14 protein-coding genes and 1 pseudogene are annotated in these 16,278 nt (G+C 56.8%); 10 read left to right on the top strand and 5 right to left on the bottom strand.

Annotated elements, in window-relative coordinates; translation table 11 throughout:
- Positions 1–137: 137 nt before the first annotated feature.
- From RAS12_RS21310 to RAS12_RS21295, 4 genes are all read right to left on the bottom strand, one after another.
- Entirely contained in the window at positions 138–806 is a 669-nt protein-coding gene (locus tag RAS12_RS21310; protein ID WP_306939929.1) for a hypothetical protein, read from the bottom strand.
- Positions 803–3,955, bottom strand: coding sequence for an HsdM family class I SAM-dependent methyltransferase (locus tag RAS12_RS21305; protein WP_306939928.1), 3,153 nt, complete (start codon positions 3,953–3,955; stop codon positions 803–805). The genes RAS12_RS21310 and RAS12_RS21305 overlap by 4 nt, the downstream gene beginning before the upstream one ends.
- Complete coding sequence (locus RAS12_RS21300) at positions 3,952–4,242, bottom strand: XRE family transcriptional regulator (protein ID WP_306939927.1); 291 nt, start codon at positions 4,240–4,242, stop codon at positions 3,952–3,954. Before RAS12_RS21300 ends, RAS12_RS21305 begins: the two co-directional genes overlap by 4 nt.
- Before the next feature lie 538 nt (positions 4,243–4,780).
- Positions 4,781–5,125 carry a hypothetical protein gene (locus tag RAS12_RS21295; protein ID WP_306939926.1) on the bottom strand — a complete coding sequence of 115 codons (345 nt, stop codon included), beginning with the start codon at positions 5,123–5,125 and terminating at the stop codon, positions 4,781–4,783.
- A gap of 289 nt (positions 5,126–5,414) precedes the next feature.
- Here RAS12_RS21295 and RAS12_RS21290 point away from each other — a divergent pair, with 289 nt between their 5' ends.
- The 7 genes and pseudogenes from RAS12_RS21290 (at position 5,415) to RAS12_RS21260 (ending at position 13,792) form a co-directional block, all read left to right on the top strand.
- On the top strand, positions 5,415–6,749 hold the full coding sequence (locus RAS12_RS21290; protein ID WP_306939925.1) for an FRG domain-containing protein: 1,335 nt from the start codon (positions 5,415–5,417) through the stop codon (positions 6,747–6,749).
- Between the two features lie 602 nt (positions 6,750–7,351).
- Positions 7,352–8,290 (top strand): DUF2971 domain-containing protein, encoded by a 939-nt coding sequence (locus tag RAS12_RS21285; RefSeq protein WP_306939924.1) that lies wholly within the window; start codon positions 7,352–7,354, stop codon positions 8,288–8,290.
- A 424-nt stretch (positions 8,291–8,714) separates the two neighbouring features.
- The gene (locus RAS12_RS21280; RefSeq protein WP_306939923.1) at positions 8,715–9,047 is read left to right on the top strand and encodes a hypothetical protein; all 333 of its coding nucleotides are present in this window, start codon (positions 8,715–8,717) and stop codon (positions 9,045–9,047) included.
- Between the two features lie 116 nt (positions 9,048–9,163).
- Positions 9,164–9,691, top strand: coding sequence for a sigma-70 family RNA polymerase sigma factor (locus tag RAS12_RS21275; protein WP_125282855.1), 528 nt, complete (start codon positions 9,164–9,166; stop codon positions 9,689–9,691).
- Positions 9,681–10,766 carry a FecR domain-containing protein gene (locus RAS12_RS21270; protein WP_306939920.1) on the top strand — a complete coding sequence of 362 codons (1,086 nt, stop codon included), beginning with the start codon at positions 9,681–9,683 and terminating at the stop codon, positions 10,764–10,766. The genes RAS12_RS21275 and RAS12_RS21270 overlap by 11 nt, the downstream gene beginning before the upstream one ends.
- 103 nt (positions 10,767–10,869) lie before the next feature.
- Positions 10,870–13,350 (top strand): TonB-dependent siderophore receptor, encoded by a 2,481-nt coding sequence (locus RAS12_RS21265; protein WP_306939919.1) that lies wholly within the window; start codon positions 10,870–10,872, stop codon positions 13,348–13,350.
- A gap of 63 nt (positions 13,351–13,413) precedes the next feature.
- Positions 13,414–13,792: pseudogene (locus tag RAS12_RS21260) on the top strand (YkvA family protein).
- Between the two features lie 17 nt (positions 13,793–13,809).
- Here RAS12_RS21260 and RAS12_RS21255 read toward each other — a convergent pair.
- Positions 13,810–13,983, bottom strand: coding sequence for a hypothetical protein (locus RAS12_RS21255; RefSeq protein WP_306939918.1), 174 nt, complete (start codon positions 13,981–13,983; stop codon positions 13,810–13,812).
- Positions 13,984–14,445: 462 nt separating this feature from the next.
- Between RAS12_RS21255 and RAS12_RS21250 the strand changes: the two genes are divergently transcribed.
- The 3 genes from RAS12_RS21250 (at position 14,446) to RAS12_RS21240 (ending at position 16,235) form a co-directional block, all read left to right on the top strand.
- The gene (locus RAS12_RS21250) at positions 14,446–15,519 is read left to right on the top strand and encodes a hypothetical protein (protein ID WP_306939917.1); all 1,074 of its coding nucleotides are present in this window, start codon (positions 14,446–14,448) and stop codon (positions 15,517–15,519) included.
- Positions 15,520–15,537: 18 nt separating this feature from the next.
- Positions 15,538–15,858 carry a hypothetical protein gene (locus RAS12_RS21245; RefSeq protein ID WP_306939915.1) on the top strand — a complete coding sequence of 107 codons (321 nt, stop codon included), beginning with the start codon at positions 15,538–15,540 and terminating at the stop codon, positions 15,856–15,858.
- Positions 15,859–15,989: 131 nt separating this feature from the next.
- A complete protein-coding gene (locus RAS12_RS21240; RefSeq protein WP_306939913.1) occupies positions 15,990–16,235 on the top strand; it encodes a hypothetical protein in 246 nt (81 codons plus the stop codon).
- Positions 16,236–16,278: the final 43 nt, after the last annotated feature.

Below are 16,278 nucleotides of genomic sequence, written 5' to 3'. Positions count from 1 at the left end.
GGCGCCATGTATGGTGTGAAAAGAGACGAGAACAACCGACCTGCCAGGCGATTGCCAGGATTCCGCACCACGCCGCAGCTGTGACGTTGTCGGCAGTCATGGAGGAGTAGTGCAAACAACTCGGTGACAGTTACGTTCTACTTATGTCGTGCCAGTCCTGGATATTCTAGGACTAGGTGATGGCATCTGAAGTCGCTCGGATAGGCCTTGCCGATGGGCACGCTGCGACGATGACTGGAGAGCCGATGTGGCCTAGAGGGAAACTCGGCAACAGTATCAAGAGCGCAGCCCAGTTTTTTCGCGATATTTGCAAGCGTGTCCAGCGCAGACCCGGATATAAGGTATCCCAACATTGCGCCAGAACTCGAGAATGGTGCATATCGACAGGTCAGATACTCCTCACGAACATCTCTCTCGTATTCAGCCAATGTGCGCGGAGTTTCCAGCACCTTAGCCTCTAGCGGCCACATGATGCGCTCATCTGCTCGAAGTACAAACGCGAGATCGTAAGCGGGCGGTTGAGCAGGTGGCGCCATCATAGTTTCCCTTTCGAAGGAGCCATGTTGCACGTAAAAGGGTTCAAAGCCTGTCATGGAATCCCTAATACGCGGTTCAAGCAACTGCGTAATGCTGCGTTCAAGATCACGACTATCGACGGCCGGTGGATGTGCGAGCATCTCATCATAGGCTGCCCATACGAAGCCGAGTATCCAGTGTGCTGGATTCTGCATCCATGAGCAGGCTAGCGCGATGAACGATGAATCTGGGGCAGTTGGTGGTGAAGGCCAAGGAGTAAGCGTCGTCATTGGAGGGGCGCCTCCTCTGCGGCCGCTTGCTGCCAGCGAAAGAGATCCAATGCCACCTCATCACCGTCACTTAAACCTGCGCTGCGCGTCCAATATCGTGCCATGTCTGGTTTTACGACAAATATTGTTGGAATTCCATTGCTGCTGTCATATATACGCACAACCCGTTCATGGTATATGCCGCGTCGCGCGACACCAGGCTGTAGCGATCCCTTGTCTAACCGTTCGAGCTCATCGAGCAGTGCAGTTGTTCGTACTTGTCTAACATTGATCGTATCATTGGCGGTTCCACCTAGTTCAAATGCCACAAGTCTGTATGGTAACTGGGACTCATGCTCGCATCGAAAAATAGTCGCAGCTATTTTTTTATCGTTCCCAAATCCCGCCTTCAACACACGAACAAAATAGTCACAGTAAGAGTTTAGTTGGACTTCTGATTGGTCATTCGAACCGGACGTTACCTGTCGAGAGGGTGCAGTGTCATCTCCACGAAAATCTTGTAGCGTGTACTGGAACATATCTTCGACCAAAACGCGCTCCGCATCATTTAGATTAAAAGCTTGGAACGCACGTACATCTAGCTGTTCATGCGTTTCAATTCCATCCGCCAATCCAGACTCAGGGTTAGGAATAGGAAGACTCATTAGTTCATGAACCAACGCTTCTGGTCGATATGCGGCTATACGTCCGCTAGTCAATTGTAGATAATAAGTGGCGATAGCACTATTGAAGGATACACAGGCGGCTTCTAGCAATGGTGCTGGAGCGTGAACGCTTACATAGCTCTTGTTGCACAGGGCCCCCTCTCCTCTGCGAGACTTGGCCATGCGTGCATGAAAGCGACCTGATGCCTTCTGCCAGCTCTGCTTGATAATCAATTGTGGAAACGAAAATGCACCAAAATCGGTAGAATCCCGAGAATGGGTTTTTATTTCGCCTGCTAGCGGTAATGCATCGACATCTATATGTAAAAATGATTCGTTTGGAAAAACATCGGCATCAAAGAGGCGTCGTTTGTACAAACGGGGCTCGGATCTAGTCCGATCGCCGAAAATGATCCCCTGCCGACTTTTTACGCCGAGCTCTTCCCGGACAGAAGAAAGGCTTGGGTATGCTTGAAGCTTCTTTAGAAGGACACGATCGCGGGGGCCACCCCACATCAGGGCCGTCCAAACCAGTCTGTCGGAAGCGGCCTCACGTACAGTTAGCCAACGACGGTCTTGCGGTTCTATAATGATGGTGAACTCGTCGACGAGCGGCTTGAGATGCTTAGGGCTTATATAAGCAATGCGGTCATCCAGAGACGGAACACACTTTTTCATCATCACTACACATGCGGGTGAGGTTGACGTTTTTGTGGTATGTGACTTGCGCTTGAAGACCTTAAACCGCAGAGCCGAAAGATTGTAGATCTCTTCGATGCGATGAGCAGAAAAGAGCTCTTTCCTGAATGCAATGGCTTTTGTACTGCCATTGAATAGCAAAGAGTTCGCAGACTGAATCATGGCGACTCGACCAGATTGAGTCACCAAATGTGCAGCCTTTGCCAGAAACAAGCCACCTATATCCTTGTTGGCTACAGTCCAGGACCGCTCAGCGGAAGTTGCCCAATCTAGAGCGGGCGGTGTTACTAGGCTGTCGCCCCATGGCGCATTGCCAATTACAAGATCGTATGAGTTCGCATCTTGGATTGAGTCGAAGCCGTTCCGATTTTCGGAAAAGAAATCCGAACAAACTAGACGTCTTTCTCGCATGGCCGGAAACACAATCTGCGTCCAGTAATGGCGCGGTTCAATTTCGTCGCACATTGCAAGATAAAGACTGAAGCATGCGACACGAACAGCGTGCGGATCTTTGTCCACGCCGAAAATATTGCGCTCCAGGAGATTTCTCAAGGTTTCCGCGCGGATAGATTTATCCGGATTGGCTTGCTTCCACCGATGAACTAGGCGCTGAAACGCCTTGACCAAAAAGATCCCCGAGCCACATGCGGGATCGATAATCTTCAAGTCCCACTCGATACCACTCCACGGCAATACGCGATCCAACACAAAGTCCACCAAATGGGGTGGAGTATAAAAAATGCCATCTTGAGAAGCTCGCTCGGTCACGAACGTCTCATAAATGCTGCTGATGAATTCTAGGGGGATAACATCAAAAGAATATTGCGGCCAAAGGGCTCTCTGCCCCGAAGGCATATTCACGTCGCCACGAATGAAATCGCTCAGTAGGGCAAGGTGTTGCTTACTAACTGCCCGCTTTTCAGCTGCCCAGCCTTGGGCACGCGCAGCTGGGGTGTCGCCCTTGCCAGGAAACAAGTCCCCATTGAAGCGGATGTTTAACCAATCAAAAAGCCTATAGGTATCTTGATAGCTATCAAGGACGCTAGCAAATCCGGTATGTGCACGGCTTAGAATGCCATCCGCATGGAGGCGTGCAAGTTTGGTAGGCGTTAGAGCGGCAGCGCCATCCGAGTCTTTACGATCAAAGAGAAACTGTACGAAGATGATGCGAGCCAGCAAATCATGGCAAATATCATCGTCTTGAAGACCGGCCTCATCCAATTTGGCGCGAATGTATCGCAAATTGCCAAGCAACATTTGGTCGGCCCGTCCGTCGCGATCAAACCGCTCAGCGTGCTGGAAAAAGAACTCCCCAGAAACGAGATTTATCCAGTGCAGCGCACGCGCCGCTCGATTCTCAAGACCGTCAGAGCGAATTTGTGTCAAATCTGACTGCGTGATCTGATGCACTAGGAAATCGCCAACGTTCCTGTCAGGGTCTGGGGCTTCACAACAACTCCAGACACGGAGCAGATTCGGCTCTATCGTCACCAAAACTGGGCTGTGTGAAAAATTCCAAGTCAGGCGATGCAATTCTCGTAGAGTGGCATCCTTCGCGTCACCTTGGAAATCAACAACGACGGCTAAAGGTGGCTCAGTTGCAGTTGCTTGAGAATCAGCCATCAAAACGCCCACCACCGCGCGCTGCGCGTCGTCAAACCGGGTTAGGGCTCGACCGATTTTTTCTCGCGCTAGTGATGCGAAGACAGCCGCACCCGCCCCCTTCGGATGCGTTACAGTCGCCGGGGCTGGCCAGCCTAGGTCTGCGTGCACCTGATTGAGTGAGATCGACAATTCTTCTTTCACGGATCCAACTCCAATTGATTTTGCTTTTCGCCACCGAATCGCCCCGCCTTAGCAGCACCACGTGGGCGCTTTGGCGTCAAGTCGATTCGTGCGAGGACATCGTGGAATGCCAAGCCCTGGACACTCATTTCCGCAAGCAAAGCAGCAATTACAGCCAGATGGCCGGGTACCTCCCCGGCGCCTGCGTAGTTTGAAACGGAATTGCGGTTCATCCCGATCAACTTAGCAAAAGCGCGGACAGTGAGACCAGCTTTTCCCAGCTCTGCCAGAAACTCGGTGTATGTCATCGCCAAACCTCTCGAGCGAATTGGCACATTATTTTATGATAAAAACACATTAAATTGTGTGCGTCAATGCGAATTCATAGCTCATGGGGTGGACGATCTTCTATCTCGCTGTAGATCAGTCACCGCGATCCCGATTCAGACCATCGAGCTCTTTGGACGAAACTTCAGGCGGCACACAGTCGCTGGATGCAGGGCCCGTGGCCGTATTGATGGGTCGAGTGAAAGGCATGTGTGCTCACGTGAGTACTTTGATCGACGCTCTGCTGGGAATTGGCACGAACTTGTACAGATTCCGTCAGCGCCGGCAGCGCTGCGCACGGTGCAGCTGGCTCGATGCAAGGCGGCACAAGTCTGCTGCGATGCACGTCGCGCTCGAGCCGTCTTCTCCCTCGCTCGCCGAAGCTTCATGAGCTCGTCCCTACGATCCCAAGAAATGCTCCCTCAGCGAAATCGCTGATCCAAACCCGTTCTTCATTGTGACCCGCTCCATGGGCAGGTCTGTCGTCTCCAACATCCTCCGGGATAAAAAGGTGTCAGACTACAATTTCGCAGCGTCTGAAGAGCGAAATTGTAGTCTGACACCTTTTATTGAAGTGAATTCAAGGAGAGAGGAAGCTTCGATCAAGCGTTCGTCGATAGCTTGCTCAAGTGGGCGAATGGCCTTGGTGGGAAAATTGATAAGTTGATCGAGCCGCTCTGGAAGCATCACGAGCCTAAAACGCTGAAAGAGAGAGGCCAGTTTCTCTCGCTCGCAAAGGAAATCAACAAGGAACGTAATGACATTGCGCATAGTGGAGTTTTTTACGGAGAGAAGAAAGCCACCACTTTGATCGATAAATGCAAGGTGTGCGTTGAAGGACTCGTACGCCCATACAACAACCACTTTAGCCTGAAAGATCCTAAGGACACGGATTAGACTTTAGAGCTCAAGGGATTGATTTTTATTTTGGCTACGTCAAGTCCTTCTGGACGCGGTGCTGTATGGCTGATTGAATGTACGGCCGAAAGTATTCCTCAATGTAAGACTGCATGTGATCCGTTGCGGCCAGCTTGGGCAATGTTGGTGGGGTGCCATTTGCAGCTCACCGCCGATGATAATTGATCAGCGAAGGACTTGTGAGGGAAAAGAAGAAATGGAAACCCGGCATTGCGATACTGTTGGAGCGCTCAAAATGGCTATCGAGCAATATGGGCCGGGCGTTCTCTATAGAGGACAAACCCAGCACTACCCCACCTCGGGGGGTGTGCCCTCGCTATCAACCTCATTCCAGCGTCAGGGCTGCGTACCTGATCTGATGATCAAATGGTCCTATTACGCGAAAAGAGCTTTACAGCATCTTGTGCGTGGTTGGAAGAACACTGACGACATAGCCACCAACCAAGCGATTCTTCAGCACTATGGGTTTCGCTCATTTTTCCTAGACGCTTCCGGCGATCCGCGCGTCGCGGCTTGGTTTGCAAGCAATAAATTTGAGTCGAAGATCTCCGTCAATCTGGTGGAAGACTGTTTCGAAGACCCAGTCTTCCTTCGCACCCGCAACGCATGGTTCGTACCTGCGGATCGGATGGGGCACGTCTATCTGATATGCCAGAAGGCGCTTCGTCAGTCCGGCATTCAGGCAGTTCATCTTTCCGAAATCGCTACTGCCGAGGGGGCACCACGATATGTGCGACAGGACGCTTACATGGTTGGCCCTTTGATCCCGAGCGGCTTGAGTGGTGACTGCGTCCTTTGTCATATCAGCGCGCCGGCAGAGGTTTTTCGCGACTTCTCGGGAGAGTACAACGCCAGCTGGTTGTTCCCCGAGCCATCGGACGATCCTGTGTATCGCGAGCTACTGGCGATGCCATGGGAAAAGATGCGAAACATCTCCTACGCTGGCTTGGAAGCGTTTGGGCGAGCGCTGGAGCTTCCAGAATATTCGGATCACCTTCGCAAGCACATGCCACCTGCGAGTGCCATGTATCGCCCTTTCTGGACTAGGAATCTTCCGCCTCCGCCAGATTACCCAACTGTGAGCGCCACGCAAATTGTACATATCCTATGCGGTAGCAGCTTGTTCCACGGAGTTGGCGCGCCTCGCGCATTCCTTCCGCACATTAACAAGCTGCTTGAAGCATACGAAGAAATCAACATCGAGCTGGATGGCCTTGTTTACCACGGGATGGGCACGCGCTACGGGAAAGGTGTCGGTATCGTCAAGATGCCGGGTGACATTGTCAGCGTTTTCGAATATGGCGTTGATCATCCCGGTCTTCGCATCATGGCAATGGGACGCTTCAATGGAATTCACTATCGGATCGACGAAAACGGAGGCTGGGAGCGAGTTCTACACAAAGACGACTGCGCGTGCGGTTCCGAGCACGCGGAAAATCTTGAGCTCCTTGGCCGCGTAGACCTTTCGCTGGAAGACGGAGGACTAGAACGCATTGAACTTGGTCTCTACGTGCAGAAAGGTGTCGTACTCACTTCTGATTTGCGAGCTACCTGGGGTGAGTCCTACTAGCAAGCTCGGATGGGCGTTGAGGAATGGGATATTAAGGCAAGTTATCCTGGGGGAGTGGCCACTCCAAGTATGAGGTCAGATTCATTTTTCATCTCATATCAACTGTCGCGCTTCAGGGCGAGGCTACCGATGGTGCGCCGCCCACGAGTAGCTATTTCTGGCCGGAAGATGCCTTTCGGGACCGGCTGCTTTCGACCCAAAGCGGCCTGAATTGGTGGTTAAACCTCTGAAGCTTTTATGAGTTAAGGGGCAAAAAAACCGAGGATTTCTAGGTGTATAGGCCAGCATGGATGTCATTGGTTTACTCATTATTCTTTGCGAAGATGACTCTTCAAGATCGGGATTTTTTTGTCTTCGGGCTCAAGCAATCCGACCAAGAGAAGCATGATGGCAGGAAGCGGGATCGGATTAGGGTGGGATTTTACGAGTCGCCGTTAATGAGCGGATTTTAATGCCTTCATTACGTCATGAATGAAATGCCACCATTACCGAAAGTTCCATGTGAGGTAGAGTATTTGTTAGTTGTGGCTGAGAACCGGGCTGAAAAGCAGGATGTAAAAATCATAGCGCCCACCTTGAGAAATATTTAATAATTAAAGAAAATGAAACTTTATAAATATATGCCGGGCAAGCGCGCTAATGATTTTTTCAACAATCCAATATTGAGATTGGCAAATCCCAACGGACTTAATGACCCTTTCGAATTCTCTATTACACAAGAGCTTTCAAGAGACATTGAAAACATGCATAAGGAGCAAGGAACGAGAGAGGAAGGCTTTAGAGATTACATTGAAAATTTTATGTCATTTGGAGTGATTTCTCTTTCAGAAACTTATGACAACCTTCTGATGTGGAGTCATTATGCTGACGAGCATCGCGGAGCTGTTTTCGAGTTTATTATCGAAGAGGGCAATCCAGGTGCGCTATTTCTCTGCACAAATTCCACGCCAATTTCAGACTCAAAGTACTTTGGAAAAGTGGATTATAGGAAGTTCAGAAGATACCAAGATGTGATTTCATCAGGGATGATTCCTGAAATTCGCAGGCACTATATTTTTACTAAGTCTGACGAATGGATGTACGAAAAAGAACAAAGATTTGCATTGCACTACTCATTCGCAGACATAGTAAAAGTCAATAGAAAAGAATGCGAAAATGCCTTCCATTCTCAAGCGCAAAACTACAGAGAATTCGAATCTGGTAGTGGCGTAGAAGTGGACGGCGAAGATCTATGGATAGATATAAAAAACAGTAAGATCAGTGCTGAAATTCTAAAGATGATGTGGATCATGACAATTCACATGAACTCGTTTTTCTTCAAAATAATTGACTTCGAGCGCGTGACAAAAATTATTATTGGTTGCCGAAATGATAATGAATCTATCGACCAAGCCATTAAAAATACAAAAAATCCAGGAGCAGCCGGAAAGTTCTACTGCGAGGGAGAGTTTATCGACGTTCTAAAGGCGCGCCAAAGTGAAGAGCGCTTTGAACTGGACTTCGAAGAATACAGGGGAAATTTTTTATCTATGTTCACCTAGGGAATATCTGAACAAGCTCCGCAGCCCCTGTCAGGATGTAGTTTATTAAACGAATGCGATCAGGATGTCCCCGGTGAGCCAGTTGCGCTTTTCCGATGCCGAGTTTGCAGGCAAATGGGTGGCAGCGGCGAGGGCGCTGACGGCGTAGCCAATCGGCGCATTGCAGTTGTCGCCGGAGTCAGTGTCGAACGTCAGTTATGGCTGACGACACAACGCTGTGTGTTCGGCGATGGAGCGACCGCTCCGTGGCCGAAAGCAGACAGGTAGTCACAATATGGTCAGCATTCCCCAATGGCAAACTTGTCATTCACCCCACTGAAGGCCACGGGCCTTCTCCCATATACTTCTTCCACTACTGGAACAACGGTAGCCCGGTTTGGAAGCCGGTAAATCGTCGGATTTCCCACATCGTCGGAGGAAGTCCATGCAATCCCACCCCCTCACCCAAAACCCCTGGTCCGTCGACGCCGATCCCGAGTACGGCCTGATCCCCCTATCCCCTCTCTACCAAATCGACCGAGCCCGCTACGCCATCGCGGCCATGGCCCGCATGGTGGGCAATAGCGCGTCCGAGCCCGACGCGACCGGCGGGCAGCCGCTAGACGCGTGGACGGTGGCGGCATTGATGGGCGGGGTGGAAGGCTTGTGCGACCACCTGGGGACCTTGGCCGACGCCATGCTGGAGCAGGCGCGGGCTTGCGGCGCGGACGCGGACCCATGCGGCGTGTTGCACGACGCGCCGGCTTCGTTGCAGTAGTCGACCGACCAAAGCAAAGCCCCGCCCGCGCTGGCGGGCACGGCAGACGAACACCGGGCTAGCACCGGTATTCGTCTGGATATAATGGGAACAATTCCCATTACCAACATACCCCCATGCCCGCCACCCCCAGCGCCAGTCCCGACGCCGGTATCGCGACGCTGTACCGCGATCATCATTCCTGGCTGCACGGCTGGCTGCGGCTGAAGCTGGGCGATGCTCATCGCGCGGCGGATCTGGCGCAGGACACCTTTGTGCGCCTGCTGTCGGCAAACTCCACCTCCCCTTCTGACACCGCGCTGCGCGAGCCGCGAGCCTACTTGCGCACCATCGCTAACCGCTTGCTGGTGGACCATTGGCGGCGGCTGGAGATCGAGCGCAGCTATCTGGCAGTGTTGCAGACGTATCCGCAGAGCCATTGGCCCTCGGAAGAATCGCGGCTGTTGATTCTGGAGTCGCTGGAGCAGGTGGCGCAGATGCTGGGCCGCTTGAAGCCGGAGGTGCGCGAGGTGTTTCTGTTGGCGCAGATGGAGGGGCATACGTGCCCGCAGATTGCGCGGCAGGTGGGGAAGTCGGTGGCGACGGTGGAGCGTTATCTGGCGCAGGCGTTGCAGCACTGCTATCGGCTGGTCTATGGGGTTTGATCGGGCGGGCGTGTCGCCCGGGGCGCCAGGCGCGCGTGCGGAGGACGGCGCGGAGGGCGCGGCGGATCGGGCGGTGTTGGACGAGGCCATCCGTTGGCGCATCAAGCTGCAATACAACACGGCGGACGCGTCGGCGTGGCAGGCGTTCGATGCCTGGCTGCGGGCGCAGCCGGCCCATGCGTTGGTGTGGGAGCGTTTGCAGTCGCTGGGTGCGCGTTTGCAGCGGCCTGCGGCGGAGATGCCGGGCGAGGCGGCGGCGCGGATTCTGCGGCAGACGGAGGCGGCGCAGGTGCGGCGTTCGCGCCGCAAGGCGTTGATGTCGCTGGGTGCGTTGGCGGCGGGCGGTTGGGTGGCTTGGCGGATGGGGGATGTGCCGGTGGTTCGGCACGCGCTGGCCGATGTGTCCACGTCGCGGGGCGAGCGGCGCCGCGTCACGCTGCCGGATGGCGGCACGCTGGTGCTGAATACGGAGACGGCGGTCGACATTGATTATGGCGGGCCGGTGCGGCGCATTCATTTGCTGGCGGGCGAGGTGTATGTGATCTCCGGGCATGACCCGCTGTCGCGGCCGCTGTTCGTGGAGACGCGCGACGGGCGGGCACAGGCGCTGGGCACGCGGTATCGGGTGCGGCAGTGGGACGACGGCAGCGAGGTGGCGGTGGACGAAGGCGCGGTGGCGTTGCTGCCACGCGATGGCGCGGGCGTGGCGGCGGGCGCGACGCTGCGGGCCGGGGAGTCTGCGCGGATGACGCCGCACGGTGTGCGGGCGCTGGCGCCGGTGGAGGGGCGCATGATGGATGGCGGGGCCTGGGTCGAGGGGGCTTTGTCGGTGCGCGATATGCCGCTGGACGCTTTCTTGCAGGAGCTGTCGCGCTATCACGGGGCGATCGAGTGTGACTCGGCGGTGGCGCGGTTGCCGGTGTCAGGCGTGTTCCAGTTGGACGATACGCGCAAGGTGCTGGCGCTGCTGCGCCAGATTCTGCCGGTGGAGCCGCAGGCGGGACGCTTGTGGTGGGGCGGGCGGGTGACGCGGGTTCGGGCACGCGCACGGGCGCCGGTACGGGCGCGGGGCTGAACAAACAAAAAAATCTGAGGGGATGGGCGAATTCGTTCGTCATACCGGTTGTAGCAGTGCGCACTGCCCAGCACCGACCGACCCTCATTGGAGTATCCCTTTCGTGAAGACCCATCGTCTCCGGGCCGCGACGCCGTCGTCCGGCGCGCGGGCTTGCTTGCGCGCTTGCCCCCAACCCTTCTTTACCGTGCTGCTGCCGTTGGCGGCGGCCTTGGCCGCCTTGTCGGCGCCGCCGCCCTCCTACGCCCAGGCCGCGCCGGCCGCGGCGGCGCAGTCTGAGTCAGCCCGCGTGTACGCGATTGCGCCCGGGCCGTTGAATGACGCGCTGGCCGCGTTTGCGCGGCAGGCGGGGATCTCGGTGGGGTATTCCTCGTCGCAGTTGAGCGGGGCGCGTAGCGCGGGCCTGAATGGCCAGTACGGCGTGGCGGATGGTTTGCGCGCGCTGTTGGCGGGCACGGGCTATCGCGCGGTGAATGTGGACGGCGGCATCCGTGTCGAGGCCGAGCCGCCGTCCGCCACCAGCACGCTGGCGCCGGTGCTGGTGACGGGCGCCTATCATGCGCAGACGGAGGGCACGCAGTCCTATGGGTCCAGCATGGCGACTATCGGCAAGACCGAGCAGGCGTTGAAGGACATTCCGCAGTCGGTCACGGTGGTGACGCGCAAGCGTATCGATGACCAGAACCTGTCGACGATCAGCGAGGTGTTGGAGAACACCACGGGCGTGACGATCAGCGAGGTGGCCGACGGCGGGCGCAATTTCTACTCTCGCGGATTCAAGATCACGAATATCCAGTACGACGGCGTGCCGCTGTCGCGCAGTTTCTATGCAGTGGGCAATAGCTTTACCGGCAGCACGGCGTATCTGGACCGGGTGGAGGTGTTCCGCGGCGCGCAGGGCCTGTTCGAAGGCGCGGGGCAGCCGGGCGGTTCGGTGAACCTGGTGCGCAAGCGCCCTACCGCCGAGACGCAGGTGTTGATGGAGGCGCGCGCGGGCTCGTGGGATCACGTGGGCGGCATGCTGGATGCGGGCGGGGCCTTGAACGCGGACGGCAGCCTGCGGGCGCGGGCGGTGCTGGATCTGGATTCCAAGGGTTCGTTCATTGACGTGGTGAAGGAGCGCAACACCAATCTGTACGTCGCGCTGGATTACGACCTGTCGCCCAGCACGACGGTGGGCGCGGGCGTGCTGGTGTCGCGCCTGCGGTCTACGCCGTTCTTCGGCGGCTTGCCGCGTTATAGCGATGGCAGTTCGCTGGGGTTGAAGCGGTCGACCTTTCTGGGCGCGGACTGGAATCAGTGGGACCGGGACGAGACGCAGCTGTTCGCGGACCTGACGCACCGCTTCAACAGCGATTGGCGTGTGAACGTGGCGGCCACCTACGTGAAGGAGAAGAGCCTGACCTCGGCGCTGGACGCGACGGGCGCGGTGGACCCGGTGACCTTGATGGGGCCGATGCGCAACGCGTGGAATTACGACAAGTCGGCGGAGCACATCGGTTTTGATGCGAATGTGAACGGGCGCTTCACGGTGCTGGGCATGGCGCAGGACCTGACGGTGGGCGTGAGCCTGTCGCGGCTGACGTCGACGGATCGCATCGAGTACGCGTCCAACTATCTGCCGCTGGATGTGTTCCATCCCAATCCGCATGTGCCCAAGCCAGACAGCTTTCCGGATTCTCAGCGCACGTCGCGCTATGAGCCGCATGTGCAGAAAGGCATCTATGCGCAGTTGCGCAGCAGCCTGACGGAAGACCTGACTCTTGTGTCGGGCGGGCGCTTCAGTTGGTTCGAAAGCCGCTACACCACGCAGGCCGCGACGTGGGACGACGTCAGCACCGCCAAGGCCAGCGCGGAGTTCACGCCCATGGTGGGGCTGGTCTACGCGTTGACGCCGCAGTGGTCGGCCTACGCCAGCTATGCGGATATCTTCGAGCCGCAAACGGCCACCACGCTGGACGGCAGCATCTTGAAACCCATCGTCGGCGCGAACTACGAAGTGGGCGTGAAGGGCGAGCTGATGGACGGCAAGCTGAACACGTCGTTCGCCCTGTACCGCATCGACCAGAAGAACCGCGCGGTGCAGGACTACGAGGCGGGGCCGGTGTGCAACGGCGGCTACTGCTCGCGCGCCGCGGGCAAGGTGCGCAGCCAGGGCTTTGAGACGGAGATGAGCGGCGAGCTGATGCGGGGCCTGCAAGTGGCGGCGGGCTATACCTTCAACAGCAACAAGTACCTGAGCGATCCGGACCGCGAAGGCCAGACTTTCAGCGAGGAAACGCCGCGGCACCTGTTGCGCCTGTGGAGCGAATACCGCTTGCCCGGCCAGTTGAACCGCCTGAGCGTGGGCGCGGGCGTGAATTGGCAGAGCGCGCTGACCAACAGCATCTCGAAGGTGCGCCGGCCGTCGTACAGCGTGTGGAACACCCGGGTCGCGTATGACGTGACGTCGAATTGGACGGCGGCGTTGAACGTGAACAATCTGTTCGACAAGGTGTATTACGAGTATCCGGGCTATGTCGAGAACCGCAACAACTACGGCGCGCCGCGCAGCGTGACGTTGACGTTGCGCGGGCGGTTCTAGTCGGGCGGCCGTCCGTTCTAGAATTTGTGGATCTTCCCGTACAAGATCCGCTTACCGCGCACCATGAACGTCAGCGACCGCCTAAAAGCCTGGGCCAAGCGCATTAAGCGCGACGGCCTGACGCTATGGTTTGCCGGCAAGCATGCCCACACGCCTTGGTACGCCAAGGCGCTGGGGCTGTTTGTCGTGGCCTACGCGCTCAGTCCCATTGATCTGATTCCCGACTTTATCCCTGTGTTGGGATACCTCGACGATGTGTTGCTATTGCCCGGCCTGATTTGGCTGGCCATCAAGCTGTTGCCGCTGGACGTGCTGAAGGAATGCCTGGATGCAGTCGCAGAGCAAGACGCCGCGCAGTCTGGGCGGGGCGGCGATGATCGTGTTGCTTTGGGCGGGGATAAGTATTGCGGCGGGGTTCTGGCTTGCGCGGTGCTTTCGATAGTGCACTGACCCCTTTCATTAGGGTGCCTTCCTCTCCTCCTCCTTTTCTTGCTTCTCCTTTTTCTCTCCATCGTAGTGAGATTTGATGGCGAGAAACATGCCCGTGCCCAACACGAAGAGTTTGAACGTACCGAAGATTACAGGGACCCAAAAATTCATTATTTCCTCAAAACGCCGCTTCAGCAGCTTCATTTACGACTCATGGCCGGGCAATACGCTCCCAATCGTACCTGCGCTATTCGCCAATCGACCGGATCAGTTTGGCCAAATTTCTAGTGATCAGTCTGTTCGCAGGTACGTTCCTGGTGACAACGCAACTTGCCGCGCCCAGGGCCCAATCGGTCTCAGCATCGCAGGCGGCGTGCGCGCGGTTTCGAAGTGATCGAGGATGCGCGCATCCTTGCAGAAAGGAAGGTTGCGCCTTCGGTCTTTGGTATAGACGAATGTGCCGTGTGAGATTGATGGTCCGGCATCAGCAGGAAGGTCCGGCGTGCGGCGGCGCGACGGTGTGGCTGGCCACGCAGACCGGCAGCTAAGCAAGCGGCGGGGCCGACGCGATATCATGGCCTGGCCTTTCCCCCGCCGGGATATTGCCTGGCTCTGCCTCTTGCAATGCCCCGTTCCTTCCCGCCTCGGACACAGGAACCCAGAACGATGCCGCTTTTCCCCACGCTTGCCCGCGTTAGCCTGCTTGCCCTTCTCGCCCCGGCGCTGGCACTTGCCCAGCCTGTCGAGCCGGATTTCGCCGCGCGCACCGCCGCGTTGGTGGAGCGCCATCGTGTGAATGTGGATGATTTGCTGGGCAACGCACGGCAGGAGGGAATGGCGCTGCTGGTGATTCCAACCCTGAACCTGGACGTCGGACCCCAGCGCGATTTCGAGGATGACGCGACGCGCGATCGCTTTGTGCGTCAGCGCAGCACGTTCGTGCACTGGAACCACCAGTCGGAGAAGGACACCGTGATCAGCGCCGGCGCGGGGGATCACAAGATGAATTCGGGCGACCCCGGGCCGCAATTCCAGACGGTGCGCGGCAAGCTGCTGTATCAGGTAATTCCGGTGTGGCCCGGCGAATACCGGCTCAACCGCATCACCTATCATCAGCCCCGCACCGAGCTGCCCGTAACGGTGCCGCCGCAGAGCGCCATGGAGCGGCTGAAGAAGATTGGCATTGCGACGCTGCATCGCACCGTGGACCGCGAGTTCAAAATGACCGCAGCCCAGCCGCAGTCGGGGCAGGACACCGATGACGGCCTGGGCAAAGGCTGCGAAGTGGTGTTGCGGGCCGGTGGCGGCTGCGACGAGGCGGCGCGGGAGGTGCGCTGGCGGCTCAACGGGGAGATCGCATCCAGTGCGGGATCGGCCGATGCCGTGTCCACGTCCGGCTTCAATGCCGAGCTGGTGTTCTCGCCGATAGCCGCCATCAAACTCGAAGCGGGGGAGGCGGTGCTGACGGATGGTTTCGTGTTGCCGGTGGAGCAGCCGGTCATGACGCCAAATTCGTGCGAGGACACATCCCTCGGCCCCGTTTGCACGATGGACTCACTGACCTTAATGCGCCTGCCCGGCAGCCTGGCAGATTTCCGTCAGGCGCCAAGCGCAAGCAGCTTCAAGCTGCCCCAGCTGGATGCGGCGCTGCGCGACCTGGTGTATCGGGCGCCCACGCTGTACTACCAACCGGAGTCCAAGGCGGCGCCTGACCTGATCCGTGCGGTGGGGACAGACTAGGATTCGAAAAGGAACAGAATGGACGGAAAGGAATTCGTTGCGAACTGGAGTGCGCTAAAGGCTGAGCTGTTGGCGGCCTTCATGGCGCCGGATGCGGCAAGCGCCGTTGCCGCCCAGATCCGGGAAATGGGCTTGTCTGCCGAGCAAACCGTTCAGTTGCGGAACGTTCTAAACACCGTTGTCAGAGACACGATGTACACGCTTCTGTTGGGTCTCGACGGAGAAGCCAGCATCGGGAACAGTCAACAGCAGTTCGCGATATCGGATGAAGACGGCAACGTGATCCAGGGCATAGAGGAAGCAGCGTGGGAGTGCTTCCATGGCGATACTGAAGGCTGACTAGCCGGGCGCGCACAGGCTTGCATCGAGACGGGTTTGCTTCGCTTAGCCTGTTTCGCGTTTCTCAGTAGAAATGCTGCACGCGATAACGCAGGCCGGTACTCTGTGCGGCCTTGAGGAGAAACACAGCGATGGGGATTGAATACAAGATCAAGTTTGCCGTTCCTGCCAACTACGATTCATCCGCGCTATTGAAGAAACTGCCCGATCCAATCGAAGATCCATCACTACCCGATATCTACAGCTACACGATCGAAGATGACGGGTTCTACTTCGTGGATCACCTCGTGAATCAGGCGGTTGCTTCATTTGCACTCAGGCGCTTCATCGATGAGGCGCTGATGTACTCGGAGCGTATCGAGATCGTTGAGCCATGAAGGCTTGAGTTCGGATAGAAGCGAACATTGGCAGTCATACGGA

This window comes from Achromobacter seleniivolatilans, assembly GCF_030864005.1.
Lineage (GTDB): Bacteria > Pseudomonadota > Gammaproteobacteria > Burkholderiales > Burkholderiaceae_B > Achromobacter > Achromobacter seleniivolatilans.
Note: the sequence above shows the minus strand (reverse complement) of the source record. Positions and strands in the feature narration are given on the sequence as shown.

What these genes read in the sequence shown, in the direction of transcription:
- RAS12_RS21270 (WP_306939920.1), top strand. Translation starts at nt 9,681, where the DNA reads ATGGGGTTTGATCGGGCGGGCGTGTCGCCCGGGGCGCCAGGCGCGCGT.
- RAS12_RS21280 (WP_306939923.1), top strand. Translation starts at nt 8,715, where the DNA reads ATGCAATCCCACCCCCTCACCCAAAACCCCTGGTCCGTCGACGCCGAT.
- RAS12_RS21240 (WP_306939913.1), top strand. Translation starts at nt 15,990, where the DNA reads ATGGGGATTGAATACAAGATCAAGTTTGCCGTTCCTGCCAACTACGAT.
- RAS12_RS21300 (WP_306939927.1), bottom strand. Translation starts at nt 4,242, where the DNA reads ATGACATACACCGAGTTTCTGGCAGAGCTGGGAAAAGCTGGTCTCACT.
- RAS12_RS21275 (WP_125282855.1), top strand. Translation starts at nt 9,164, where the DNA reads ATGCCCGCCACCCCCAGCGCCAGTCCCGACGCCGGTATCGCGACGCTG.
- RAS12_RS21285 (WP_306939924.1), top strand. Translation starts at nt 7,352, where the DNA reads ATGAAACTTTATAAATATATGCCGGGCAAGCGCGCTAATGATTTTTTC.
- RAS12_RS21290 (WP_306939925.1), top strand. Translation starts at nt 5,415, where the DNA reads ATGGCTATCGAGCAATATGGGCCGGGCGTTCTCTATAGAGGACAAACC.
- RAS12_RS21255 (WP_306939918.1), bottom strand. Translation starts at nt 13,983, where the DNA reads ATGAAGCTGCTGAAGCGGCGTTTTGAGGAAATAATGAATTTTTGGGTC.
- RAS12_RS21310 (WP_306939929.1), bottom strand. Translation starts at nt 806, where the DNA reads ATGACGACGCTTACTCCTTGGCCTTCACCACCAACTGCCCCAGATTCA.
- RAS12_RS21245 (WP_306939915.1), top strand. Translation starts at nt 15,538, where the DNA reads ATGGACGGAAAGGAATTCGTTGCGAACTGGAGTGCGCTAAAGGCTGAG.
- RAS12_RS21250 (WP_306939917.1), top strand. Translation starts at nt 14,446, where the DNA reads ATGCCGCTTTTCCCCACGCTTGCCCGCGTTAGCCTGCTTGCCCTTCTC.